This window comes from Methylobacterium sp. EM32 (assembly GCF_040593685.1).
Lineage (GTDB): Bacteria > Pseudomonadota > Alphaproteobacteria > Rhizobiales > Beijerinckiaceae > Methylobacterium.
This window is the reverse complement of the sequence record NZ_JBEXZS010000005.1, coordinates 29,101-52,183: the sequence shown is the minus strand read 5'-3', so window position 1 is coordinate 52,183 and position 23,083 is coordinate 29,101. Positions and strand designations below refer to the sequence as shown.

Here is a 23,083-nt window from a genome sequence, read left to right as displayed (position 1 = left end):
AGGACTGGTTCATCAGCTACCTGCGGGCGTGCACCGCGAAGCAAGGCGCGTTCGGTCTCAGGCTCGAGGCACAGCGCAAGCTGGTCTTTTTGGGGTTGCCGGTTGGGTTGGTTTGTGCCAACCATGAGGAGCTGCAGTCCGTTTGTGCCTCCATGGTTCGGACACGCATGCTTGGTGGGCCAGTTTTGATCGGCTCCCTTTCTCCCTTCGATCAACATTGTGGTCGGGGGTACCTGGATTAATAAAATGCCGAGCGGGTCAAGCCATCAGGCAACCGCGCGTGGAAGCCGCGAGAAGCGTGGCGACCTACGTCTGCAAAGTACAGTCAGCAATCTCAAGTCGTCGCCGCCCAGCGAACAATCTTCGCTGGACCACGTCGTACGACCAAAATCAGAATCTAGCCATAGGTTCCCGCTCGCCGCCTCTCGCCCTGCTGAGCTAAGGCGTCGTGCGCTGAATGCCGAGCATGCTGCCATCTACTTCGATGTCAGCGAGTCGACATTTCTCAAATGGGTGAAACAAGGCATTATGCCGAAGCCGGTACGCGTCGATGGCTGTGTACGCTGGTGCGTCCGTCAGCTGGATGCCGGGTTTGACCACCTCTGCTCTCAGCACGAAAATGAGAACGAGTGGGATGGGGTCTTTCAGTGAGTCGAATCAAGCTCCGATACGTGCACTCTTACACGGACAGACATGGGAAGCCGCGCCACTACTTTAGGCGCGGCAACCAGCCTCGGACGCAACTGCCTGGCCTACCGGGCTCGCAAGCCTTCATGGAGGCCTACCAAGCCGCCCTTGAGGGTAAGCCGACAGCAGCCGGCAAGGCTGTCGGAGCCGAACGGTCAGCGCCTGGCAGCATCTCAGCGCTGATCGCGCTGTACTACACCACACCGGCGTTCAGGACGCTGGCTGCATCAACTCAGGTCACATATCGTGGCATCCTCGAACGCTTCCGCAAGGCGCACGGTGACAAACGCATCGCGACACTTAAACGCGAGCACGTCCGACACATCATCAGGTCGATGCAAGAGACGCCCTCAGCGGCGAACAACCTGCTCGACCGTATTCGCGGACTCATGCAGCTGGCGATCGAGGAGGGCCTGAGAGAGGATGACCCTAGTCTTGGCGTCAAGAAGATTTCGACCAAGACAGATGGCTTCTATACTTGGTCAGAAACCGACATTGCGCAGTTCGAGGCGCAATTTCCAATTGGCACGCGTGCTCGGCTGGCCTTCTCCCTGCTGCTCTACACGGCACAGCGCCGCTCGGACGTAGTCCGAATGGGTCCTCAGCACATCAGTGATGGCGTTCTGACGATCCGGCAGCAGAAAACGGGTATGGAGGTTGGGATACCGATACATCCGGAGCTGCATCGCGTTTTGAATGCGACGCCCACGCAGCACCTTGCCTTCCTGGTCACCGCGCAAGGCAAGCCGTTCACACCACCTGGCTTCACCAATTGGTTTCGCGAGTGTGTTCACAAGGCAGGGCTATCCGACGGCTGCTCGCCACATGGTCTGCGAAAGGCGGCTGCCAGACGCCTAGCCGAGGCGGGGTGCACCGCACACGAGATCATGGCGGTCACAGGTCATCAATCTCTCGAGGAGGTCGAGCGGTACACCCGCGCGGCAGGCCGACGTGGCTTAGCAGCTCGAGCTATGGGGCGCCTTGAGACGAAATCATGAACACTGACTGGCTAACCAGTCATTTCAGTTAGCCAGTGTTCCAAAAAAACCCAGCCAAGTCAGAGACTTAAAGGCAGGGTGGCGGAGACGGAGGGATTCGAACCCTCGAAGCCCCTTTCGGGGCTTGCTCATTTAGCAAACGAGTGCCTTCAGCCGCTCGGCCACGTCTCCTGTGGGTCAACGATCTAGGGAATCGGCGGGGCGCGGTCAACCGGTTTCGTCGTGATCGAGGCTGGGGTGCGGACCTACCTCGCGCCGGTCGGCGACGGGCCCGGCGTCGCCATGACCGACGCACCCGCCGCCGTGGCAGCCGATCGTTAACCCTAAGGGTTCTACATCTCCGCCCTGTCCGGCAGACGGGAGGGTGAGGCGTGAACGCACTGGTGCCGAAGGAACTCGCCGCGAAGCTGAGCGTCCTGCCGCGCCGCCCCTGCGCGCTAGGCGAGGCCGGGCACGAGCCGCACAAGCCCGTCTTCGCCGAGATCCTCGACCGGTCCGGGCACGGCACCGGCCATTTCGTCCGCCTGCCGCAGAGCATGGTGGAGATGATCACCCGCGAGGCGAGGGGGCCCGAGACGGTGCGCCCGCCCGAGCCGGCGCCGGAGCCCGCGGACGATGTCGCCGCCGAAGGCCCGACCGAGAGACCTGCCAAACCGCGCCGGAAGTCCGCCGGCACGCCCAAGCGGGCGGCCCGCGACGGGGCCTGAGCCTGCTGCACGGAGCGGCCTAGGTCTGTCGTGGTAGCCCGGCCGGGATGCGGAAAGCCGCGGCTTTCCGCCTGCCAGCCCGCGTCGCCCGCAACTCGCCGGAGCGTTTTCGCGAGAGGCTGAGCAAGAGATCGAGGCGGTGCACCGCTTTTCCGCCGTGAGTCGGATCGCCCGAGTGCCGGTCCGACGCACGAAGCGCAGGGTGAGCCGGGCGACAAAATCGGTCCCCGGCGACGGCTTTTCGTGCGGGTTGCTCGATCGCGTCCCGGATCGACCCTGTCCCAGGCCTGCGACGCGGACGATGGATCGGTGCGGCCGTCGCAGCATGACGGATCATGCCGGCGGCAGACCGGCGCGGCCGTCATTCCCGCCGTGCCCGGCAGCCCGCGGGAATCCGGAATAGGAATCATATCTCACCGATCCGGGCATTCGCGGCCTCGTGCGAAAGCGCGGACGTGGGGGTGACCTGCTGCCTCGCAACGCTTCGTTTCTCTCTATTTCTGCAGCGACAACGACCACGGACCCGCCGGCATACGGCGAAGACTGTCGATGATCGCATGATGAGAGCTAGATCTAGGCGTGGAAATATAAATCAGTCTTGTGCAGATGCATTGGATTAGGCCGCTCGATATATCTATCTATACCATCCAAGACTCAGATCGCATCAACAAATTCAGATATGTGCTTTCGGAAAATTCAGATTGCATCGAATTTTATGGATCCTGGCCTGGTATCCGAAACGCCTCGGGGCCGATGCTCGCCTTCAGCACAGGAGAGCACGATGCAAGTCTCGGCGATCGGCAGCGCAGTCCAGATCTCGACCAAGCGCCCGCAGGGCATGACCGCGAAGGGACAGACCAGGCCTGAACTTCTGTCGCGCTTCGAACTCGCCCGCCAGATACTGGGGATCGCGTCGTCGAGCGCCGCGTCGGCGGGGGATCGCGAGGTCGCGACGGGCCCGACCGGTTCGTTCAGGCCGCCACGGTCGATGCCAGCGGGCGGACGGCCGCGAAGGCTGCCGGCAAGGCGGTGGCGGCCATGCTGGACGGGCTCGATGCGGCCGCGCCTCGCGTCCTCCCGTTCAAGCCCGGGCAGGCGGTGCGGGACCTGCTGCAACGGGCTGTGTCCGGCGAGATCGCCGACGCGGCGGGGCAGACCGGGCGCACCCTGTCCGGCGACGTGCAGCGGGCGGTCCGCAGCTACGCCGCCGATCCGGCGGCCGTGGCGCCGGCGGCGAGAACCGCCACCGATGGGGTGCGGACGGATTCCGTCGCGCTGCCCGCGCCCCGCATCCCCGCCCTCGCACCGAAGCCGGCCGTCGCGCCGACGGCGAATGCCGACGTGACGCCCCGGCCGCAGGGGCCGGGCGAGACCGCGGTGGCAGGCCCCGGCCTCGCGGAGCGGGGCAAGGCGGAGCAAAGCGACCCGAAGCGCAAGGCGGAACACGGCACGGCGGGCCGCGACAATGCAGAGCACCCGCACGCCGGCCCGGCGCGTCCCGCGGGACCGCACGGCCACGGCGCGCCCGCGGCCGGCCCCCGTGGTCCGCACCGGGCCGGCGACCAGGACGCCCCGGGGCCGGGGAAGCCCGAGGGCAAGGCCGCGCACGACGTGCATGACGCCAGGCTGCCTGCGGCCCCGGGCGAGGCGCCCGCCGCCAAGCCGCCCGCCGCCAAGCCGCTGGCAGTCCCTGCTCCCGCCGAGAAGCCTGCCGCCCCGAGGTCGACGCCCGACACGAAGTCCGACGCCCGCGCCGCCGCGGCTCAGCCGCCGAAAGCCGAAGCGCCGAAAGATGCTTCAGCGGTCGAGCCCGCCGCCGAAGCCAAGACCGCTGTCGAGACCAAGCCTGCCCTCGACGCGAGGCCCGCACTCCGCACCGAGGCCGCTCCTCCCAAGGCCGAGACCAAGGCCGCTCCGCCGGCGCCGGAGGTGGTCAAGGGCGCGCCGGAGAAGACGGCACCGGCGAAGGCGCCGGCGGCGGTGAGCGCGGCTGTGAAGCGCTACAAGGCGCAGTGAGCCGGCGGACGCTACAGTCCGCCGCGCCCACCCTCCGGTCCGCTTAAGGTCCAGCGCTCCCGCAGGGCCTCGGCCACGAAGGCGAGCACCGTCGCCGCGGTGCGCACCGCGCGGCTCATCGTCAGGATGCCGTGGGTCTGATCGGAGAGATGCAGGGCCGTGACCGGCACGCCCTCGCGCTCGAGGCGGTGGGCGTAGAGGCGGCCCTCCTCGCAGAGCGGGTCGTGGCCGCAGGTCAGCACCAGGGCGGGCGCCGTGCCGGCGAGGCTCGCGGCGCGGGCCGGCGAGGCACGCCAATCGGTGCGGTCGCACGGGTCGGGCGCGTAGTGGTCGACGAAGTAGCGCATCGTGCCTGTGGTCAGGGGCTGGCCCTCCGTGATGCGCTCGAATCCCTCGCTGGTCAGGCCGAGATCGACGGACGGGTAGAGCAGCACCTGCATCGCCGTCCGCGGCAGGGTGCCGTCGCGACCCATCAGGGCGAGCACCGCCGCGAGATTGCCGCCGGCGCTGTCGCCGCCGACCGCGAGGCGGTCCGGATCGATGCCCAATCCTTCCGCCCGCTCGGCCGCGAAGGCCAGAGCTGCCGCCGCATCCTCGACCGCGGCCGGGAACGGATGCTCGGGGGCCAGCCGATAATCGACTGCGATCACGCAGGCCTGCGTCAGGTTGGCGAGCCGCCGGCAGACCCAGTCGTGCGACTCGATGTTGCCGAGCACCCAGCCGCCGCCATGCAGGTAGAGGAGGCAGGGCAGGGGCGTGCCGGGCATCGTGCCCTCGCCGCGATAGAGCCGCAGCGGCACCGGTCCGGCCGGGGAGGGGGCGGCGAGGTCGCGGATCTCGGCGACCGGATCCGGCGGCGGCTGCAGGGCCCGGCGCCCGGCGAGGTAGCCGCGGCGTGCCGCCTCGGGCGGCAGTGCTTCGAGGGGCTGCGCGTTGGCGGCGCGCAGCATCGCCAGCAGGGCCTGGACGTCGGGGTGGAGGGCGGGCATGGGCGACTCGAGCGAGGTCTCGGGACGGAGAGCCTTGCAGGTCTCCGCCGATCTGGTTCTGGCTGTCTGGGGCCTGGCGCTCACGCCTTAGGCAGTCGGCCAGGCGAAGAAGCCGCGTCCCTCCGATTCGAGGTGGCGGTTCAGCACCATGCGGTGGACCTCGTCGGCGCCGTCGACCAGGCGGGCCTGGCGGGCGTAGCGGTAGATCCACTCCAGCACCGTGTCCTTGGAATAGCCGCGGGCGCCGTTGATCTGGATGCCGATATCCGCCGCCCTGTGCAGGGTGTTGGCGACGTGGACCTTCGCCATCGAGACTTCTTTCCGGGCGAAGCGGCCCTGGTCGAGCTCCCAGGCGGCGCGCATCACCAGGAGACGGCCGATCTCGATGTCCATGGCGAGGCCGCCGAGCATCAGCTGCACGCTCTCGCGGTCGGCGAGCCGGACGCCGAACCCCTCGCGCTTCACCGCGTAGTCCCGCGCGATCTCGACGCAGCGGCCGGCGAGGCCGAGCCAGCGCATGCAGTGGGTGAGCCGGGCTGGCCCGAGGCGGACCTGCGTCACCTTCAGGCCCTTGCCCTCGCCGCCGAGCACGTCCTCGGGCTTGATCGTGAGGCCGTCGAAGGCGAGCTCGCAATGGCCGCCATGCTCCTCCGGTCCCATGATCGGGATGCGGCGGACGATCTCCCAGCCCGGCTGGTCGCGGTGGAACAGGAAGGCGGTGAGCCCGTAGCGCGGATCGTCCGAGGTGCGGGCGATCAGGATGAAGTGGGCCGCGTCCTCGGCGCCGGTGATGTACCACTTGCGGCCCGAGATCCGCCAGGAGCCATCGGGCTGGCGCTCGGCGCGGGTCTGGATCATCGACGGGTCGGAGCCGCCGCCGGGATGCGGCTCGGTCATCGCGAAGGCCGAGCGGACCGCGCCCGACACGATCGGCTCCAGCCAGCGCGCCTTCTGCTCCGGCGTGCCCAAAGCCTCCAGCACCATCATGTTGCCGTCGTCGGGGGCGGCGGAGTTGAACACGACGGGCCCGAAGATCGAGCGGTTCATCTCGGTGTAGCAGGCCGCCATCCCGACCTTGTCGAGGCCCTGGCCGCCCGTCTCGGGCTTGAGCTGCAGGCACCACAGCCCGGCGGCCTTGGCCTTGGCGCGCAAGGCACCAAGAGCCTCCGGCCCGATATTCTCATGCTCGTCCCAGGTGGTGCGGTCGGCCTCGACGGGCAGGATCTCGCTCTCGACGAAGGCCGCGATGCGGGCGCGGAACTCCTCGATGCGCGGGGAGAGCGTGAAGTCCATGGCCGAATCCTCCGGGCAGTGGAATTATAATTCCAAACGCTTGCGCCACCCGGGGCCCGCGGTCAAGCGCGGACCGACATCCTGTCTGCCCTTCGCCTGTTCGCGTTTCGCCTATTTGCCCTTGGGCGGGCCGGTCGGGACCAGCAGGGCGATGCGGTAGGTGGCGCCCTCGCGGCCGATCAGGAACACGCTGGTGGGGGCGGCGTCGCCCTCGACCGGCGGCTCGTCGAACACCACCCGCAGCCGGTCGGTGATCGGCATGTTGGCCTTGAGGGTGCCACGGGCGGTCGCCTCGGCGAGGCCGTCCTCCGGCATCGGCTCCAGGGAGGCCGCCTTGATTGGCCGGCCGAAGCCGGAGCGGATCTGGTAGAGCGTCAGGCGCTTCCTCTGCGCCCGGGTGCCGGTCCAGTTCACCAGCCGCTCGAAGGCGGCGACGTCGTGGTCGCGAATGGCCTTCGTCACGTAGGCGACGAGGGCGTCGGGCTGCGAGGGGAGGGGGGCGGCGCTGGCGGCCGCCGTTCCCTCCTGCGGGCCCGGTTGCGGGCTCTGCGCGCCCGCCGGCCCCGCGAGGAGGCCGGCGAGCGCCAGGGCGGCGAGACGCAGCCCCGGCTTCATCATCGAACGGCTGCCGATCACTTGGCGGATCACATGGCGGATCACTTGGCGGATCACTTGGCCGCCGCCTCCTCGCCCATGACCCGGAACACCCAGATCACGCCGCCCTGGGGCAGGACGCTGACCCGGCGCTCCTCGGGGATGAGCGCGTTGATGCCGGTGAGCATGCGCTCGGCATCGACGCCCCAGCCGGCCTGGACCGCGACGTACTGGATCCCGTCGATCATGTAGCTCGACGGCACGCCGGTGACGCCGGAATTGAGCCGCGTCTCCCACAGCACCTTGCCGGTGGTGCCGTCGAGCGCCCGGAACTTCCGGTCGCTGGTGCCGCCGGCGAAGATCAGCCCGCTGCCGGTGGTCAGCAACGGCCCCCAATTCGCCGAATCCTGGAAGTCGTGCTGCCAGGCCTTCTTGCCGGTCTTCGGATCCCAGGCCTGGATCGCCCCGATGGCGAAGGGCTTCGACTTGTCGACGCCGTCGCGCAGGCGCAGGGAGTTCAGCACCTCGTCGATCGGGATGCCGATATAGAGCTCACCCGGCTTGCGCGTGCCGGCCTGGGCCCCGGCCAGCTCCGAGCACAGGTTGTCGTTGGAGGGGATGTAGAACAAACCGGTCTTCGGGTTGTAGGCCTCCGGCGGCCAGTCCTTGCCGCCCCACAGGCCGGGGCAGAAGGCGGCGCGGCGGTTGATGCCGGGGATCTTCGACTGGTCGTAGGAGGGCCGGCCGGTCTTCGGATCGAGGGACGAGAAGACGTTCTGGTACACGAACGGCTTGCCGTCGACGAAGCTCAAGGGCCCGTCCTTGCTGCGCTCCAGGGTCCAGAGATAGCCGTTGCGGCCGGCATGGATCGCGGCGGGGATCTTCTTGCCGTCGCGCTCGATGTCGATCAGCACCGGCGCCGAGACCTCGTCCCAGTCCCAGGCGTCGTTCCAGTGGTACTGGTGGTGGCCCTTGATCTTGCCGCTGTCGAGATCGAGGGCGACGACCGACGAGGTGTAGAGGTTGTCGCCCGGCCGGGAATCCGGCGTCCACGGGCCGCCGTTGCCGGTGCCGAAATAGGCGAGGTTGGCCGCCGGATCGTAGCTGCCCTGGATCCAGACCGAGCCGCCGCCGGTCTTCCAGGCGTCGCCCTTCCAGGTATCGGCCGCCGGGTCGCCGGGGCCGGCCACCGTGTAGGTCTTCCAGGCCTCGTTGCCGGTCTCGGCGTCGAGCGCCGTGATGAAGCCGCGCACGCCGTACTCGCCGCCGGAGACGCCGACCACGACCTTGCCCTTCGCCACCAGCGGCGAGAGCGTCATGTAGTAGCCGTCCTGCCAGGGGGCGACGCACTTCTCCCACTTCACCTTGCCGGTGGCCGCGCCGAGCGCGACCACGCAGGAATCGGTGGTGGTCATGTAGACGTTGTCGCCGTAGAGCCCGACGCCGCGATTGGTCGGGTGGAGCTGCGACAGCTCCGGCGGCAGCTCCTTCTGGTAGCGCCACAGGATCTCGCCGGTGCGGGCGTTGATCGCCATCACCTGGGCCTGCGGCGTCGTGACGAACATCACGCCGTTGTTGACGATCGGCGGGGCCTGGTGGCCCTCGCTCACGCCGGTCGACAGGCTCCAGGCCGCGACGAGCTTGGTGACGTTCTTCGCGGTGATCTGGTCGAGGGGGGAGTAGCCCCAGCTCTGGTAGTTGCCGCGGTATTGCAGCCAGTTCTCGGGCTCGGGATTGGCGAGGCGCTGGTCGGTGACCGGCTTGTAATCGACCTTGCCCTCGGCGGCCTGCTTGCTGTCGGCGGAGCCGGCCTGGACCGGAGCGGCGGACAGCGCGAGGGCCACCGCACAGGGCGCGACCGCGGCGAGCCAGCCCCTGGCGCGAACGAGACGTGACATGCTGCTCTCCTCAACCAAGGAGCCGGCGCGAGGGCCGGCCCGGCGTTTCCCGAAAACCCTGATGTGTTTTTTGTCCGGATCCGCGTCATTGTTGCGTGGATCTCGGTCCCCTCTCGCCAGGCGGCGCAGCGGCGCCGCCTCGCATCCTCGACGACCGCGCGGCAGCGCTGCCGTATTGACGCGGGACGGCGCGCGAACGCCGCCCCGTCCTGCTCAGGCGGGGCCCGGCCCGGGCTTGGACGTGAAGCCGCCGGCCACCATCAGCGTGCCGCCCTCGCCCCTGGCCAGCGGCAGCACCGGCAGGCGCTTGCGCGCCGGCCCCTTGGCCACCCGGCCGCCCTCGGCGGGCAGGAACTCGGAATGGTGGCAGAAGCAGCTCAGGCGCTTCGATTCGTGGTTCCAGCCCGAGATGGTGCAGCCCTGGTGGGTGCAGATGGCCGAGAGCGCGAGCACGCCGTCGACCGCGTGGGCGCGCTGGTCCTCGGCGACCTGGTCGGGCGCGACCCGCACCAGGATGATCTTGGCGAAGCGCGAGCCCTCGCGCTTGTTGCCTTGGGCGTCGACCGCCACCGCCTCGATGAGGTCGCCGCCGACGGGCAGGCCGTCGAGCGTCACGGGTTGGCCGGCCTTGGCGCCGTCGCCGATCACCAGCCGGTCGCCCTTTTGCGGCAGCAGATCCTCGGGTCCCGCCCAGGCGGTGCCCGCCGCCGCGCAGCAGGCCACGGCCCCCATCACCACGCTGCGCCGGTCGAGTCCGGACTCGGACCTCTGCGCGCGCCGTTCTCCGCGATCCATCGTTCCTCCCGGTGGAATCGTTCTTTGTTCTTATGATTTTCTATATGAGTAGCCGAGCCGGCGATTGCGTCAACCCGCTTCGTGCCGAATCACGGGTTCCTGATGTTGCCTGTGCTTGGTGCGGTGCGAAGAAAAGCCGTGCGATGCAGCGCGATCGCACCGATTGGTTCACCGCGAGAGAGCGCGCCGCAGGATCCCGGCGAGCGCGTCCGGCGTGACCGTGACCGGGATCCGGCCGACCGGCGCCCCCGTCGGGCCGACGAGGAAGAACTCGAGCGGGTGATCGACGACGCCGTCGTGGCGCCGGATCGGCGCGGCGTAGGCCGCCGCGAGGCCGTCGATCACCGCGACCGGACCGGTCACCGCCACGATGGCGGGGTGGAACGTGTCGAGGTAGGACGCCAGCACGCCCGGGCCGTCGCGCTCCGGATCGGCCGCGATCAGCACCGGCGCCAGCCGGGCGAGGAGGGCCGGCGGCAATTCGTCGAGGGCCTGCGTCACCGTCATCAGGGCGGTCGGGCAGAGGTCGGGGCAGCGGGTGTAGCCGAAATAGACCAGGCGCAGCCGCCCGGCGAAGCGGGCCTCGTCCACCGCCGCCCCGGTCTGGTCAACGAGGCCGCGTCCGGCAGGCCAGGCGAGGGAGCCGGCGAAGGACGGGTGGGACGCCGCGGCGCCGCACAGCAGGACCGCCAGTGCCAGTCCCCGGCCGAGGCGCCGCAACCGTGACGAGACCGCACCCATCTTCACCCTCACTCTGCTGGACGATGTAAGCGTCTCCATCGCAAATCGCCAACAGAAGGCGATGATCATCCCCGTATCTCGCAGGCTTTTGACCGACGACGGCGCACCGTCCCGCCACCTATTGGATGATCGACAGCGGCGGCGAGGTTCCCTTAACCTTTCCTGCCGGGGGCCGACACATCCCCGCACATTCGAGCCATCGCCGCAGCCCTCCGTTAACGGCGACGGGTTTGTATATCGCGATCAGCGAACGGGTTGCGGCGGGCGGCGACCATCGCCTCGAGAGGACGTCATGGCACTCATCAAGCAGCTCATCACCTCGGCCGGACCGGTGCTGGCCTATATGGGCGTCATGCCGGTGCTGCGGATGGTGCCGTTCCTGCGCCGCGAGCCGCCGGCGCTCCTCGACGGGCCGCTGCAGCGGACGGTCGACTTTCCGGCTTTGCAGCCCCCGGCCGACACCTACCTGCCGGCCTTCTCGACGATCCTGTCGGGCAACCCGGCCCAGACCGCGACCTACCTCTACCGCAGCGCCGACGGCCGGTTCGCGGCCGGCATCTGGACCTGCCGGGTCGGCAAGTTCCGCATCGACTTCGACCGCGACGAGTTCATCCAGATCCTCGAAGGCGTGGTGATCGTCACCGATGCCGAGGGCGGCTCGCGCACCTACCGGGCCGGCGACGCCTTCGTCACGCCGAAGGGCTTTTCCGGCACCTGGGACGTGATCGAGCCGATCAAGAAGCACTTCACCTGGTACGGGGAAGCGGAGGAGGGGGTCTGCTCCGCGTTCTAGGCAAGGCGGGCTAGTCGGTCGCTCGACAATCCTGACACACTCCGCGTCATCCCGGGGCTCGACAAAGTCGAGACCGCGGGATTCATAGCCGCTGACGATGCCGGATGAAGCGGGACGTCCTCCGCTTCATTCTCAACTGTCAGCGTTTATGGATCCCGGGTTCCGCTTTCGCGGCCCCGGGATGACGTGAAGGGTATGATACCGGCGTGCGCCTTCGGAAGACCGCCTGACCGACACCCTACAGATCGAAATTCGTCGGCAGCATCACCACGTCGCGGATCGTCATGCCGCGCGGGCGCGTCAGCATGAACATCACGACGTTCGCCACCTCCGCGGGCTCGAGCAGGCTGCCGGAGGCGCGGGCCTCCGCCAGCTTCTCCGCCGGCCAGTCGGCGAGCAGGGCCGTGACGACGGGACCCGGCGAGATCGCGCCGACGCGGATGCCGTGCTTGAACACCTGCCGCCGCACCGTCTGGACGAAGCAGTTGATCGCCCATTTCGACGAGGCGTAGACCGGCTCCCACGGCGTCGGGTAATGCGCCGCGAGCGAGCTCGTCACGATGATGTCGCCCGCGCCCCGCTCGATCATGTGCGGCAGCACGTCGTGGACGTTCTTCATCACGACGTTGACGTTGAGGGTGAGCATCCGGTCGATCGCCGCCGACTCGGCCTCGACGAGGTCGCCGCCGACGTAAGTCCCGGCATTGGCGTGCAGGATGTCGAGGCGGCCGGCCGCCGCCAGGATCCGCGGCAGTAGGTCCGCGCAGGCCGCCGGATCGAGGAGGTCGAGGGGCAGCGGAATCGCCGCCTCGCCGTGCGTCGCGCACAGCTTCGTCAGCGCCGCCTCGTCGCGGTCGACCAGCACCACCCGGGCGCCTGCCGCCAGCATCGCCTCGGCGCTGGCGAGCCCGATGCCTGAGGCCGCGCCGGTGACCGCCGCGACCTTGCCGTCCAGTTCCTCCGCCACGGCGCGTCTCCTATCGCAGGGCCAGCGTCGGCACCGCCGGCACCGCCGGCTCGCCCTCGCGCGGCAGGCCCGATTGCCAGACCGTGTTGGCGCGGCCCTTCTCGTAGCCGTCGTCGTAGAGGCGGCGCATATAGGCGGTGTCGAATCCCTGCGAGGCCGGGACCTCGGGGATGCGCCGGTCGATATAGGTCAGGTTGAAGCCCATCCCGTTGCGGCGGGCAAAGGCGTAGGTGCTGGCCAGCGTCGCCCGGGCGCGAGAGCGCCCGACGGTCGAGAGCGAGCGCACCGCGATCGGCAGGGTGCCGTTCTGCACCACGTCGAAGCTCGGCTCGATGCGGCCGTTGATGACGACGTAGATGTTGGGCTTGCCGCGGCTCGCGGCGATGCGCCCGTCCTGGGTCAGGAAGGCCTCGGGCAGGGTGAAGACCGGGGTCACCACCGAGCCGTCGACATGCATCTCCTGGAAGGCGCGGTTGCCGGCTTGGGCGTCGATCAGCATCGGCGGGAAGACCGCCGGCACGCTGGCCGAGGCGGTGAGCACGTCGCGGAACAGGTCGCTCGCGTTGGGCTGGCCGCTCGCCGCGATGGCACCCATGTCCCAGATCACGGCGCGCTGCGAATCGAGGTTGGTGGTGACGACGAGGAGGCGCCGGCCCTTGCGGTGCTCCTCGGCCACCGCCGCCAGCAGGTCCGGCGTGACGTAGCGCCCGACGAGGTCGCGCAGGCGCGCGTCGCCGAACAGCCCGTCGCCGATCAGCACGTTGAGCGGGTTGGGCGAGCGTACCAGGGTCGCGGCCTCGCCGCTGGTGTAGATCTCGCGCAGGTAGCCGTCATAGGCCGGCCCCAGAAACGCGAAGGGCGCGATCAGGGCGCCGGTCGAGACGCCCGACACCATGGTGAAGTTCGGCCGCCGGCCGGTCTCGCTCCAGCCGTTGAGCACGCCGGCGCCGTAGGCCCCGTCGCCGCCACCGCCCGAGAGGGCGAGGTAGCTGAACGGCTCCCGCGAGGATTTCACCTGGTCGGCGACCGCCGCGAAGCTGCGGGCCGGGCCGTCGGCCCAGAAGCGCACGTCGGGGGCCTGCCCCGGCACCGTGGCGGCGGCGGCCTCGGCGGCCGTGTAGGGCGCCCGCGGCAGCGACGCGCAAGCGGCCGCTTGCGCCCCGATCAGGGCCACCGCGAGGCCGCGCATCCAGGTCGATCGATTGCGCACGATCATCACACCACGAGTTTCGCCAAGCCGCCTCAACCGGGAGTATCGGACGAAGACGACGAAACGGCAACGCTTATGGCAAAGCTCGAACGGCGGAACGGTTCCGCCGTCGTCACTCGGCGGCTTTGGGCCCGCCGGCGCGGCGGCCGAAATCCGGCTCGGCGGTTTCCTGGCCCATCGCGACGATGCCGCGGCGGATCGTCCGGGTGCGGGTGAACAGGGCGTGCAGGGCCTCGCCGTCGTCCCAGCGGATGGCGCGGGCGAGCGCCGCCAGGTCCTCGTTGAAGCGGCCCAGCATCTCCAGCACCGCCTCCTTGTTGGTGAGGAAGATGTCGCGCCACATCGTCGGGTCGGAGGCGGCGATGCGGGTGAAATCGCGAAACCCGCCGGCCGAGAACTTGATCACCTCGGACTGGGTCACGGTCTCGAGGTCGGCGGCTGTGCCGACGATGTTGTAGGCGATGAGGTGCGGCACGTGGCTGGTGATCGCCAGCACGAGGTCGTGGTGGGCCGGGCTCATCGTCTCGACGACCGAGCCGAGGCCCTCCCAGAACGTCCGCACCCGCGCGACCGCCGCCGGGTCGGTGCCCTCCGGCGGGGTCAGGATGCACCAGCGGCCGTGAAAAAGGCTGGCGAAGCCCGCATCCGGCCCCGAATGCTCGGTGCCGGCGACCGGATGGGCGGGCACGAAGCTGACGCCCGGCGGCAGATGCGGCTCGGCCGCCGCCACCACCGCGGCCTTGACCGAGCCGACGTCGGACAGGATCGCGCCGGGCGCGAGCGATCCCGCGATCTCGGCGGCCACCGCCCCGATGGCGCCGACCGGCACGCACAGGATCACGAGGTCGGCCCCGGCCACGCCGGAGGCGAGGTCGGTCGCGGCCTCGTCGGCGAGCCCGAGGACGCGCACCCGCTCGATCACGCCCGCATCGCGGTCGACTGCGACGATCTCGCCCGCGAGCCCCGACGCCCGGGCGCCGCGGGCGATCGAGGAGCCGATCAGCCCGAGGCCGACGAGGGCGAGGCGCCGGAACGGAGCATCAGCCACGCGCCGCGCCCTTCACGAACTCGGTCAGCGCCGCGATCACGGCCTCGTTGGCCTCGGCGGTGCCGATGGTCATGCGCAGGGCGTTCGGCAGGCCGTAGGCGCCGACCCGGCGCAGGATCAGCCCGCGGGCGGTGAGGTAGGCGTCGGCATCGGCCGCCGAGCGGCCGGCTGCTTCAGGGAAGTGGATCAGCACGAAGTTGCCGACGCTCGGCGTCACGCTGAGGCCGAGCCCTTCGAGCGCCTTCGTGACCTTCGGCAGCCACGCGTCGTTGTGGGCCACCGCCTTGGCGATGTGGGCGTCGTCCGCCATCGCGGCGGCGCCGGCGGCGATCGCCGCGGAGCCGAGGTTGAACGGGCCGCGGATGCGGTTGACCGCGTCGACGATCGCTGCCGGCCCCACCATCCAGCCGATGCGGAGCGCGGCCAGCCCGTACACCTTCGAGAAGGTGCGGGTCATCACGACGTTCTCGGACTCGGCCACCAACTCGAGCCCGGCGGTGTAGTCGTTGCGGCGGACATACTCGGCATAGGCGGCGTCGAGGACGAGCAAGGTGGTCTTGGGCAGGCCGGCGTGGAGGCGCCGCACCTCGTCGAAGGGCAGGTAGGTGCCGGTCGGGTTGTTGGGATTGGCGAGGTAGACGATGCGGGTCTTGTCCGTCACCGCCGCGAGCAGCGCGTCGACGTCGGTGGTGTGGTCGCGCTCCGGCGCCACCACCGGCGTGCCGCCCGCCGCCAGGATGGCGATGCGGTACACGAGGAAGCCGTATTGCGAGTACAGTCCCTCGTCGCCCGGGCCCATATAGGCGTAGGTCAGGAGCGACAGCAGCTCATCCGAGCCGGCGCCGCAGACGATGCGCTCAGGATCGAGGCCGTATTTCTGCGCGATGGCCTGGCGCAGCTTGGTCGCGGCACCGTCCGGATAGAGTTCCAGATGCGCCGCACTGTCCTGCGCCGCGGCGATCGCCGCCGGGCTCGGGCCCATCGGGGTCTCGTTCGAGGACAGCTTATGCAGCTTCACGCCGGCCGGCGCCGCGCTCTTGCCCGGGACATAGGCCTCGATCTCGAGGACACCGGGGCGCGGGACGGGGCGAAGGGCGGCGGCGGACATGAGCGAGCCTTGGGGTCGGTGTCGAACAACGTCACGCCGTCTAGAACAAGTCGCGGCCTTTGGGAAACGGCGCGCATCGCGCGGGAGGCCTGCATCCGACACGGCGCCGATTCGCCGGTGTGACCCCGGAGGGCCCAGGTAGCGTCGGCTAGCGTCGGCTAGCGTCGGCGGGCGCGGGGCGGTACACCGGGGCTTCACGGTCGCCCGTCCCGGCGCGACCCGCACGCCCGCCGGATCATGCAGCCGAGCACTTCCGTTTCATGCGCCGCCTGATCGTCGAGGAACCCGTCACCCGGGCGGCGCCCTGGGCCCTGCGCCTCGCCTGGCTCTCGCTGGCGGTGGTCGGCCTCGCGCTGCTGCTCGTGCGCGATCCCCGGGCCGAGACCGCGGCGGCGCTCGCGGCCCTGGGCTCCGGGGTCGGGCTCGCGGCCCTGGCGGTGCTGCTCGCTATCGCGGCCTTCGTGCGAATCTGGCGCGAGGGCGCGCGGGGCCTCGGCGTCGCGGTCGGCGGCTTGCTGCTCGCGGCCCTGGTCCTGGCCTATCCGGCCTACATGGCAGCCCGCAGCGCGATGCTGCCGCCGCTCACCGACGTCTCGACCGACATCGAGAACCCGCCGGCCTTCTCGCGCTCCCGCGCCGCCTGGGAGGCGCGGGGCGGACGATTGCCGCGCGATTCCAACCCGGCCGCCCGGGCGCTACAGCGCGAGGCCTATCCGCAGATCGCCCCGCTGACCCTCGATCTCGGCCCCGACGAGGCCTTCGCCCTCGCCATGAAAGCGGCGCAGAACCGCAAGTGGCAGGTGGTGGAATCCTACAAGCCCGGCGGCCGCGCCGGGAACGGCCGCATCGAGGCGGTGGTGCGCTCGCGCCTGCTCGGCCTGCCCTACGATGTCACGGTGCGGCTCCACCCGCGCGCCGACGGCACCCGCATCGACGTGCGCGCCGCTACCCGCTTCGGCGACCGCGATTTCGGTCAGAACGCGGATCACATCCGGGCGTACCTGGATGAGATCGGGAATCTGGCGCTGGCGGTGAAGTAGGCGGACGGTTTTCGGAGTCTCGCTCGCGTCGTTGAGACGCGCGACCAACCCTCCCCCCTCTGCGGGGGAGGGTGGCCCCTGCGTCAGCAGGGGTCGGGAGAGGGGCAGCGCGACGCCGATCCAGGTGGCGCTTCACAAAACGGTTCAGGCTCTTCCGGAAGCGTGGTTCCCCTCTCCCGCCCGGCTCTGTCGGACACCCTCCCCCGACCCCCAAGTCGGGCATGCCCGACTTGGGCAGGTGGATGCGGAACTCGGGCAGGCCCGAGTTCCGTCGGGGGGAAGGGGGAAACCCGTGCCCGATCATCGGGCCCTCACCCCGGCCGATACTCCGCATCCAACGCCGGCAGCCCGTCCGTCGCCACCCGCCCGCGCTCCACCAGATCCTCCAGATGGGCGAAGACGGAGAGCGCCGCGGCCGGGCGCAGCTTCGGATCGAGGCCGGAATAGAGCGCGGCGACGAGGCCCGGGATGGTGCGCTCGCCGGCCGCCAGCCGCTCCAGGATCCCGGTCTCGCGGGCGCGGCGGTGGCTGAGGAGACCGCGCACGAAGCGCTGGGGATCGCGTACCGGGCCGCCATGGCCGGGCCAGTACACGCTCTCGGACCGGCCGCGCAGCTTGTCGAGGGAGGCCATGTAGGCGCCCATCGACCCGTCGGGCGGTGCCACGATGCTGGTCGACCAGGCCATGACGTGGTCGCCCGAGAACAGGGCATCCTCCTCGGAGAGCGAGAAGGCGAGGTGGTTCATGGTGTGGCCGGGCGTGGCGAGCGCCGTCAGGGTCCAGCCCGGGCCGGAGACGGCGTCACCCTCGGCGAGTTCGCGGTCCGGCCGGTGGTCGGCATCGCCCGCCGCATCGAGCCGGCCCTGCTCGGCCCCGCGCACCGTGCGGGCCGGCCGGTGCGGGCCGCAGCCGACGATGGGCGCGCCGGTCGCCGCGGCGAGCGGGCGGGCGCCGGGCGAGTGGTCGCGGTGGGTGTGGGTGACGAGGATCGCCTCGACCGTTTCGCCGTCGAGGGCGGCTAGCAGCGCCGCCCGGTGCTCCGGATGGTCCGGGCCGGGATCGATCACCGCCACGCGGCCGTGCCCGACGAGATAGGTGCAGGTGCCGCTCTGGGTGAAGGGCCCGGCATTCGGGCAGACCAGCCGCCGGATCAGCGGCGACACCGCCTCGACCCGGCCGCTCGCGGGGGCCTCGCGCAGGAAGGGCGGCGCCGCGTCGGGCGCCTCGGATTCGCTCACCGGACGGCCTCCCGCGGCGTTGACGACGCGTTCGGGTTAGCGGCCGCGCTCCCCCCTGTCGAGGGGCTTAGAGCCCTTCACGATTGCACTGCAATCGCGAAGCTCTCCAAGTTTTTGACTTTGCCGCATTTTCTACGACGAGCCGGTGCCCACTTCGTCGGACAATGCTCTAGCCCCCGCCTGTCATGTGGCCATCCACGCCCAAGCCAGCAAGCCTGCGAAGAACAGGCCTGAACTCACGAAGACGGCCGCGACTTCGCGGTAGGGCAACAGACGATTCTCAAGCGCGGGCGACATGGCGGAGGACTTGGCGAACGACGATGCGGGAGGGAGCCGGGTGGGGGCCTCGGCGCATTGACTTTCGTCACGGGCTCCTGTGAATCGCAAGCGCCGCGAGGACGTTGGTCCCCGGAAGAGCGTCCCTGTCTCCGGCCCGCAACAGAATCCCGCAGGGCGGCTCAGCGGTACGGCGAGGGCGCGACGATCCGGATCGGGGCGGCGCTGGCGTCGCTGACGACATCGGCGAAGCCCGTGACACCGGCGGCGTAGCGCAGGCGGCCGAACCCGCCGCCCTTCTCGGCGGCGAGCGAGCGGCGGAACTCCGCCCGCACCCGCTCCAGGCGGCTCACGTCGAGGGTGCGGTCGAGCTCGCGCCGCTCAGCTTGGGAGAGCATAGCGGCCCGGCGGAAGTCGACGAAGCGGGCCTCGCCCGTCCCGCCGCGGCCGGCGAAGACCTGGGCTCCCACTCCGCCCGCCACCGCGTCGCCGGGCCGCAAAGTCGCGTCGCGCAGGAGCAGCCGGGCGTAGCCGCCGGTGCCCGGGTTGCACGAGCAGCTCGGCACCAGCCGGTTCCGGTAGGAGAAGGCAGCGGCGAGGCTGCGATAGGGCTTGCCGGCCCGGTTCACCGCCTGGTCGAGCTCCTCGCCGGCCCGCACCGTGTAGAGGACGGTCTCCGCCCCCGGGCAGGCGGCCGCGCAGGCCTGTTCCTGCGCCGGCACCGCGTCGCCCTTCTGGAGATTCGCCAGCGGGAACATGTAGCCGTCGCAGGTGCGCACGCAGACGGTGCGGGCATGGCTGCCGACGCCGTCGTAGCGGCTCGCGGCGGGGGCCGGCTCGCGGGTCTGGCGGACGGAGACGGGTTTCGGCTCGGCGGCCTGCCGGCGCGGCGCCGGATCGCTCCAGCGCGGCCGCTCGACGGCGGCGTTGGCCGGCCGGCTCGTCCAGCGCACGCGCCGATCCTTCAGGGAGGCTTCCGCCCGCGGCGCCCGCGACGGCAGGCCGAGGCTGCGCGGCACGTCGCCGAGCAGGAAATCGAGCACGCCGGCATCGTCCGCGGCATGAACCAGGGTGGTGCCGGCCCCGACGCCCCCGAGGCCGAGCAGCGTGCCGAGCGCCAGCGTGCGGACGAGGGCGCGCGTCCGGGCGCCACCGGCCGCGGTCGGAATCGGGGGGAAGTTCACAGGATGCCTCACCAAAGGTTAAGGCCAATTAACAATTCGCCCCGGACTCGCGCAACTGCGGAAAAGCGCTGAGTTAACAATTTCATGACTCGGCGCCGCTGGCGAGGTGATTCGACCTCCCGGTGCCTCGTCCCAATACTCTCCGCCAGTCAACTCCGAACGCCGGGGGGCGGGATCGCGCGACCGTTTCGGCTCGCGGCGCGTTGAGGAGGGAGCGGCGGCCGTGCGCGGACCGCCCGTCACGACGGAGAGACGCGATGGATTCCGACCGAATCATCGGTGCCGGCCAGGAGCTCGGCGGCAAGGTGCAGCAGCGCGTCGGCGAGTGGACCGGCGATGCCGGCACCCGGGCGCAGGGCGTCGCGGACCAGGCGTCGGGAACGGCCCGCAATATCTACGGCCAGGCCAAGGACGGGGTGAGGGAGGCGGTGCGCGGCCTCGCCGACGCCGCGCCGGACTCGCTCGACCAGGCCCGCGAGACCGGGCGCCACACGTACCACCGCGCCGACCGGGCGGTGGCCCGCCAGATCGGCGACCATCACCTCGCGGCCCTGCTGCTGGCGGGCGGGATCGGCTACATCTTCGGCTGGCTGATGCACAACCGGCACTGAAACGGGAAGCGCCCGCGGGATCAGCCGCGGGCGCCGTCATCGACGAGCGAAAGGTGCGACGGCTCAGACGCCTTCGCCCATGGCCGATTGCATCATCCGGTCGCCGGAGAGGTCGTCGTCGCTATAGCCGAGGAGCTCGGCCAGACGGTTGCGGGCGCGGTTGACCCGGCTCTTGATCGTGCCGATCGCGACGCCGCAGATGCCCGCCACCTCCTCGTAGGACAGGCCCTCGGCGCCGACCAGGATCAGCGCCTCGCGCTGGTCCGGCGGCAGCTTGGCGAGGCCGGCGCGCAGGTCCTGCACGTCGAGGCGGTGACCCTGGTCGGGGGCGGTGAACAGGCGCGCGGCGTAGGAGCCGTCCTCGTCCTGCACCTCGCGCATCCGCTTGCGCTGCTCGGAGTAGAAGGCGTTGCGCAGGATGGTGAACAGCCAGGCGTTGAGGTTGGTGCCGGGCTGGAAGCGGTGCTGGTTCTGCCAGGCGCGCAGGATCGTGTCCTGGACGAGGTCGTCGGCCCGCGCCGCGTTGTTGGTGAGCGAGAGCGCGAAGGCGCGCAGGGACGACAGGGCAGCCAGCATCCCCTCGCGGAATTCCGGCTCGACGGCGCGGCCTTGCGCGGCCAGCGCCGCCTCCAGCCGCTCGATCAGCGCGAGGAAGATCTCCGGGGTCGCGGCGGTCTCGAGGGGCGCGTAGGCGGCGCGCAGCTGGTGGCCGAGATGGCGCTGGACGGTCGGGGGCAGGCCGGGCTTGGCTTCGGTGCTGAGGATGGGGTTGTCGGTGGACGCCATGCGACTCTCACGTTCTGAAGCGGGGAGGGCGGGGCGGCGGCACTCTGACGGGCCGCTCGCGACAATACCCCGCCGGGGCTTCCTGGAAGGGAAGTGGGGCGCGCCGCGCGCCTGTCGATCCGCGCGCATCGCCGCGGGTGGGGGAGGGGCTCAGCAGCGGCGCATCCAGTGCCCCACCGCGCCCTCGATCCGCACCTCGCCGCACCGCATCGCCGTCGCTCCGTCCCTCGCACGGCCGCACGGCCGCGCGGCGCCCAGGCCGGTGGCCCGGGTCGCGAGGGGCAACGGTCTCGTACTGCCTAGGTTCCCTGCTCAAATTCCTGCGTTCGGACGCCCTGCTCCGTCGTTTCGCTTTACCCCGCCGCTACCAGGTGCGGGCGCCGGGCTGGCTCCGGTACTCGGCCGCGCGAATGCGGGTCATCAGGCGGTCGAGTTCGGCCAGCAGCGCGGCTTCCTCGCCTTGCGCCGCGGCCGCGGCGGCCGGGTCGGTGAGGTAGAGGCGTTCCTGCTCGGCCCGGGCGAGGCGCTGCTCCAGCTCCGCCCGCTCGGCGTGGAGGGCCATCAGCTCCCGGCGCCTGGGATCGTCGGATCTCGGATTGTCGTGCTTTGGGTCGTCGGAACGACCGGCCTCGCGGCTGCCCTGGCTCCGGTTTCGCTCTGTCGTCGTATGGAGGTTGTGCACGACGGCTCGTCCTGTCGGTTGGGGTGGCGGCCCGCAAGGGGCCGCATGCGTTGCCCTCCCAACGCATGAGAGGGCCGGACCGTCGCATCCGGCCCGCGTCTGTCATCTCAACGTCATGCAACCGTCATAGGGCCGGCGTCGCACCGGGCTTATCCCTCGCGCTGCGGCGGACGCCCCGGCAACGATCGGGACACGATCCGGCGCACCAGGGAAGCCGGTCGCGGCCTCACCGGCCGTCGACGCGCAGGGTGCGGGCCAGCGACAGCGCGCCCGCATCGTGCCGGACCGATCCGAACACGGAGAGATACCAGTGAAGCCCTTCTCCTACGCGCTCGCCATCGGGCTCGCGACCGCCCAGATCGCCACCTCGGCGCTCGCCCTCGACATCACCGGCGCCGGCGCCACCTTCCCGTTCCCGGTCTATTCCAAGTGGGCCGAGGCCTACCGCAAGGAGACCGGCAACGGACTGAACTACCAGTCGATCGGCTCGGGCGGCGGCATCAAGCAGATCCAGGCCAAGACCGTCGATTTCGGCGCCACCGACGCGCCGCTGAAGGGCGCGGCCCTCGACAAGGACGGGCTGGTCCAGTTCCCGACCGTGATGGGCGGCGTCGTCCCGGTGGTGAACATCCAGGGCGTAAAGACCGGCGAGGTCAAGCTCACCGGCGAGGTCCTGGCCGAGATCTACCAGGGCAAGATCAAGAAGTGGTCGGACCCGAAGATCGCCAAGCTCAACGAGGGCGTGAAGCTCCCCGACGCGCCGATCACCGCGGTCTACCGGTCGGACGCGTCCGGCACCACCAACATCTTCACCACCTACCTGTCGGACGTGTCGCCGGCCTGGAAGTCCGAGCTCGGCGCCTCGACCACGGTCAGCTGGCCGACCGGCCAGGGCGGCAAGGGCAACGAGGGCGTCACGGCCGTCGTCAAGCAGGTCCCGAACGCCATCGGCTACGTCGAGTACGCCTACGCCAAGCAGAACAACCTGCCGGTCGCGCTGATCCAGAACAAGGACGGCCAGTTCCCGATGCCGGGCGACGAGGCCTTCCAGGCCGCCGCCGCCAATGCCGACTGGAAGGCCGCTCCCGGCTTCGGCATCTCGCTGACCAACCAGCCCGGCGCCAAGGCGTGGCCGATCACCGCCGCGACCTTCATCCTAGTCCACAAGAACCCGGCCGACGCGGCCCGCACCGCCGAGGTGCTGAAGTTCTTCCGCTGGGCCTACAAGAGCGGCGACAAGCTGGCCTCCGACCTCGACTACGTGCCGCTGCCCGACAAGGTCGTCGGCCAGGTCGAGGACGAGTGGAAGACGATCGTCAAGGACGGCAAGCCGGTCCTCAGCAACTAAGAGCATTTTCCGGCGAAGTGGATACCGGTTCGTCGAAGAAAATGCGGCAAAACAAACTCTTGGAGAGCTTCACG

21 protein-coding genes and 1 tRNA gene are annotated in these 23,083 nt (G+C 70.2%); 7 read left to right on the top strand and 15 right to left on the bottom strand.

Going from position 1 to position 23,083, the window contains the following annotated elements:
• Positions 1 to 773 precede the first annotated feature (773 nt).
• On the top strand, positions 774 to 1,685 hold the full coding sequence (locus tag ABZT49_RS01235; protein ID WP_355281947.1) for a tyrosine-type recombinase/integrase: 912 nt from the start codon (positions 774 to 776) through the stop codon (positions 1,683 to 1,685).
• Between the two features lie 79 nt (positions 1,686 to 1,764).
• Here the strand turns inward: ABZT49_RS01235 and ABZT49_RS01230 are convergent.
• Positions 1,765 to 1,856: transfer RNA gene (locus ABZT49_RS01230), tRNA-Ser, on the bottom strand.
• 200 nt (positions 1,857 to 2,056) lie between these two features.
• On the opposite strand from ABZT49_RS01230, the gene ABZT49_RS01225 reads away from it, so the two are divergent.
• Positions 2,057 to 2,392 (top strand): hypothetical protein, encoded by a 336-nt coding sequence (locus ABZT49_RS01225; protein ID WP_355281945.1) that lies wholly within the window; start codon positions 2,057 to 2,059, stop codon positions 2,390 to 2,392.
• Between the two features lie 1,038 nt (positions 2,393 to 3,430).
• Positions 3,431 to 4,408, top strand: a complete 978-nt coding sequence (locus ABZT49_RS01220) for a hypothetical protein (RefSeq protein ID WP_355281943.1) — start codon at positions 3,431 to 3,433, stop codon at positions 4,406 to 4,408.
• A gap of 11 nt (positions 4,409 to 4,419) precedes the next feature.
• Here ABZT49_RS01220 and ABZT49_RS01215 read toward each other — a convergent pair whose 3' ends face one another.
• The 6 genes from ABZT49_RS01215 to ABZT49_RS01190 form a co-directional block, all read right to left on the bottom strand.
• Positions 4,420 to 5,397, bottom strand: a complete 978-nt coding sequence (locus ABZT49_RS01215) for an alpha/beta hydrolase (RefSeq protein WP_355281940.1) — start codon at positions 5,395 to 5,397, stop codon at positions 4,420 to 4,422.
• Positions 5,398 to 5,484: 87 nt separating this feature from the next.
• On the bottom strand, positions 5,485 to 6,690 hold the full coding sequence (locus ABZT49_RS01210; protein ID WP_355281937.1) for an acyl-CoA dehydrogenase family protein: 1,206 nt from the start codon (positions 6,688 to 6,690) through the stop codon (positions 5,485 to 5,487).
• A gap of 111 nt (positions 6,691 to 6,801) precedes the next feature.
• The gene (locus tag ABZT49_RS01205; protein ID WP_355281935.1) at positions 6,802 to 7,362 is read right to left on the bottom strand and encodes a hypothetical protein; all 561 of its coding nucleotides are present in this window, start codon (positions 7,360 to 7,362) and stop codon (positions 6,802 to 6,804) included.
• A complete protein-coding gene (locus ABZT49_RS01200) occupies positions 7,359 to 9,182 on the bottom strand; it encodes a PQQ-dependent dehydrogenase, methanol/ethanol family (protein WP_355281932.1) in 1,824 nt (607 codons plus the stop codon). Before ABZT49_RS01200 ends, ABZT49_RS01205 begins: the two co-directional genes overlap by 4 nt.
• Positions 9,183 to 9,395: 213 nt before the next feature.
• Positions 9,396 to 9,977, bottom strand: a complete 582-nt coding sequence (locus ABZT49_RS01195; protein ID WP_355281929.1) for a Rieske (2Fe-2S) protein — start codon at positions 9,975 to 9,977, stop codon at positions 9,396 to 9,398.
• A gap of 168 nt (positions 9,978 to 10,145) precedes the next feature.
• Positions 10,146 to 10,718, bottom strand: coding sequence for an SCO family protein (locus ABZT49_RS01190; protein ID WP_355282019.1), 573 nt, complete (start codon positions 10,716 to 10,718; stop codon positions 10,146 to 10,148).
• A 292-nt stretch (positions 10,719 to 11,010) separates the two neighbouring features.
• Between ABZT49_RS01190 and ABZT49_RS01185 the strand changes: the two genes are divergently transcribed.
• Positions 11,011 to 11,511, top strand: a complete 501-nt coding sequence (locus tag ABZT49_RS01185) for a cupin domain-containing protein (protein WP_355281926.1) — start codon at positions 11,011 to 11,013, stop codon at positions 11,509 to 11,511.
• Between the two features lie 238 nt (positions 11,512 to 11,749).
• Here ABZT49_RS01185 and ABZT49_RS01180 read toward each other — a convergent pair whose 3' ends face one another.
• From ABZT49_RS01180 to hisC, 4 genes are all read right to left on the bottom strand, one after another.
• Positions 11,750 to 12,478, bottom strand: coding sequence for an SDR family oxidoreductase (locus ABZT49_RS01180; RefSeq protein ID WP_355281923.1), 729 nt, complete (start codon positions 12,476 to 12,478; stop codon positions 11,750 to 11,752).
• A 10-nt stretch (positions 12,479 to 12,488) separates the two neighbouring features.
• A complete protein-coding gene (locus tag ABZT49_RS01175; RefSeq protein WP_355281921.1) occupies positions 12,489 to 13,694 on the bottom strand; it encodes a patatin-like phospholipase family protein in 1,206 nt (401 codons plus the stop codon).
• A gap of 106 nt (positions 13,695 to 13,800) precedes the next feature.
• Positions 13,801 to 14,736 (bottom strand): prephenate/arogenate dehydrogenase family protein, encoded by a 936-nt coding sequence (locus ABZT49_RS01170; RefSeq protein WP_355281918.1) that lies wholly within the window; start codon positions 14,734 to 14,736, stop codon positions 13,801 to 13,803.
• Positions 14,729 to 15,844, bottom strand: coding sequence for a histidinol-phosphate transaminase (gene hisC / locus ABZT49_RS01165; protein ID WP_355281916.1), 1,116 nt, complete (start codon positions 15,842 to 15,844; stop codon positions 14,729 to 14,731). The genes ABZT49_RS01170 and hisC overlap by 8 nt, the downstream gene beginning before the upstream one ends.
• A gap of 260 nt (positions 15,845 to 16,104) precedes the next feature.
• Between hisC and ABZT49_RS01160 the strand changes: the two genes are divergently transcribed.
• On the top strand, positions 16,105 to 16,884 hold the full coding sequence (locus tag ABZT49_RS01160) for a DUF1499 domain-containing protein (RefSeq protein ID WP_355281913.1): 780 nt from the start codon (positions 16,105 to 16,107) through the stop codon (positions 16,882 to 16,884).
• Between the two features lie 311 nt (positions 16,885 to 17,195).
• Here the strand turns inward: ABZT49_RS01160 and ABZT49_RS01155 are convergent, their stop codons facing one another.
• A complete protein-coding gene (locus ABZT49_RS01155) occupies positions 17,196 to 18,122 on the bottom strand; it encodes an MBL fold metallo-hydrolase (RefSeq protein WP_355281911.1) in 927 nt (308 codons plus the stop codon).
• Between the two features lie 458 nt (positions 18,123 to 18,580).
• The gene (locus ABZT49_RS01150; RefSeq protein WP_355281908.1) at positions 18,581 to 19,582 is read right to left on the bottom strand and encodes a DUF2865 domain-containing protein; all 1,002 of its coding nucleotides are present in this window, start codon (positions 19,580 to 19,582) and stop codon (positions 18,581 to 18,583) included.
• 257 nt (positions 19,583 to 19,839) lie between these two features.
• On the opposite strand from ABZT49_RS01150, the gene ABZT49_RS01145 reads away from it, so the two are divergent.
• Positions 19,840 to 20,193: a CsbD family protein gene (locus ABZT49_RS01145; protein ID WP_355281906.1), complete on the top strand. Its 354-nt coding sequence runs from the start codon at positions 19,840 to 19,842 to the stop codon at positions 20,191 to 20,193.
• 63 nt (positions 20,194 to 20,256) lie between these two features.
• Here the strand turns inward: ABZT49_RS01145 and ABZT49_RS01140 are convergent, their stop codons facing one another.
• Both ABZT49_RS01140 and ABZT49_RS01135 read right to left on the bottom strand, forming a co-directional pair.
• Positions 20,257 to 20,979: a sigma-70 family RNA polymerase sigma factor gene (locus ABZT49_RS01140; protein ID WP_355281903.1), complete on the bottom strand. Its 723-nt coding sequence runs from the start codon at positions 20,977 to 20,979 to the stop codon at positions 20,257 to 20,259.
• A 364-nt stretch (positions 20,980 to 21,343) separates the two neighbouring features.
• The gene (locus ABZT49_RS01135; RefSeq protein WP_109974970.1) at positions 21,344 to 21,541 is read right to left on the bottom strand and encodes a hypothetical protein; all 198 of its coding nucleotides are present in this window, start codon (positions 21,539 to 21,541) and stop codon (positions 21,344 to 21,346) included.
• A 430-nt stretch (positions 21,542 to 21,971) separates the two neighbouring features.
• Here ABZT49_RS01135 and pstS point away from each other — a divergent pair, with 430 nt between their 5' ends.
• Complete coding sequence (gene pstS / locus ABZT49_RS01130; RefSeq protein ID WP_355281901.1) at positions 21,972 to 23,009, top strand: phosphate ABC transporter substrate-binding protein PstS; 1,038 nt, start codon at positions 21,972 to 21,974, stop codon at positions 23,007 to 23,009.
• The last annotated feature ends 74 nt before the right edge of the window (positions 23,010 to 23,083 follow it).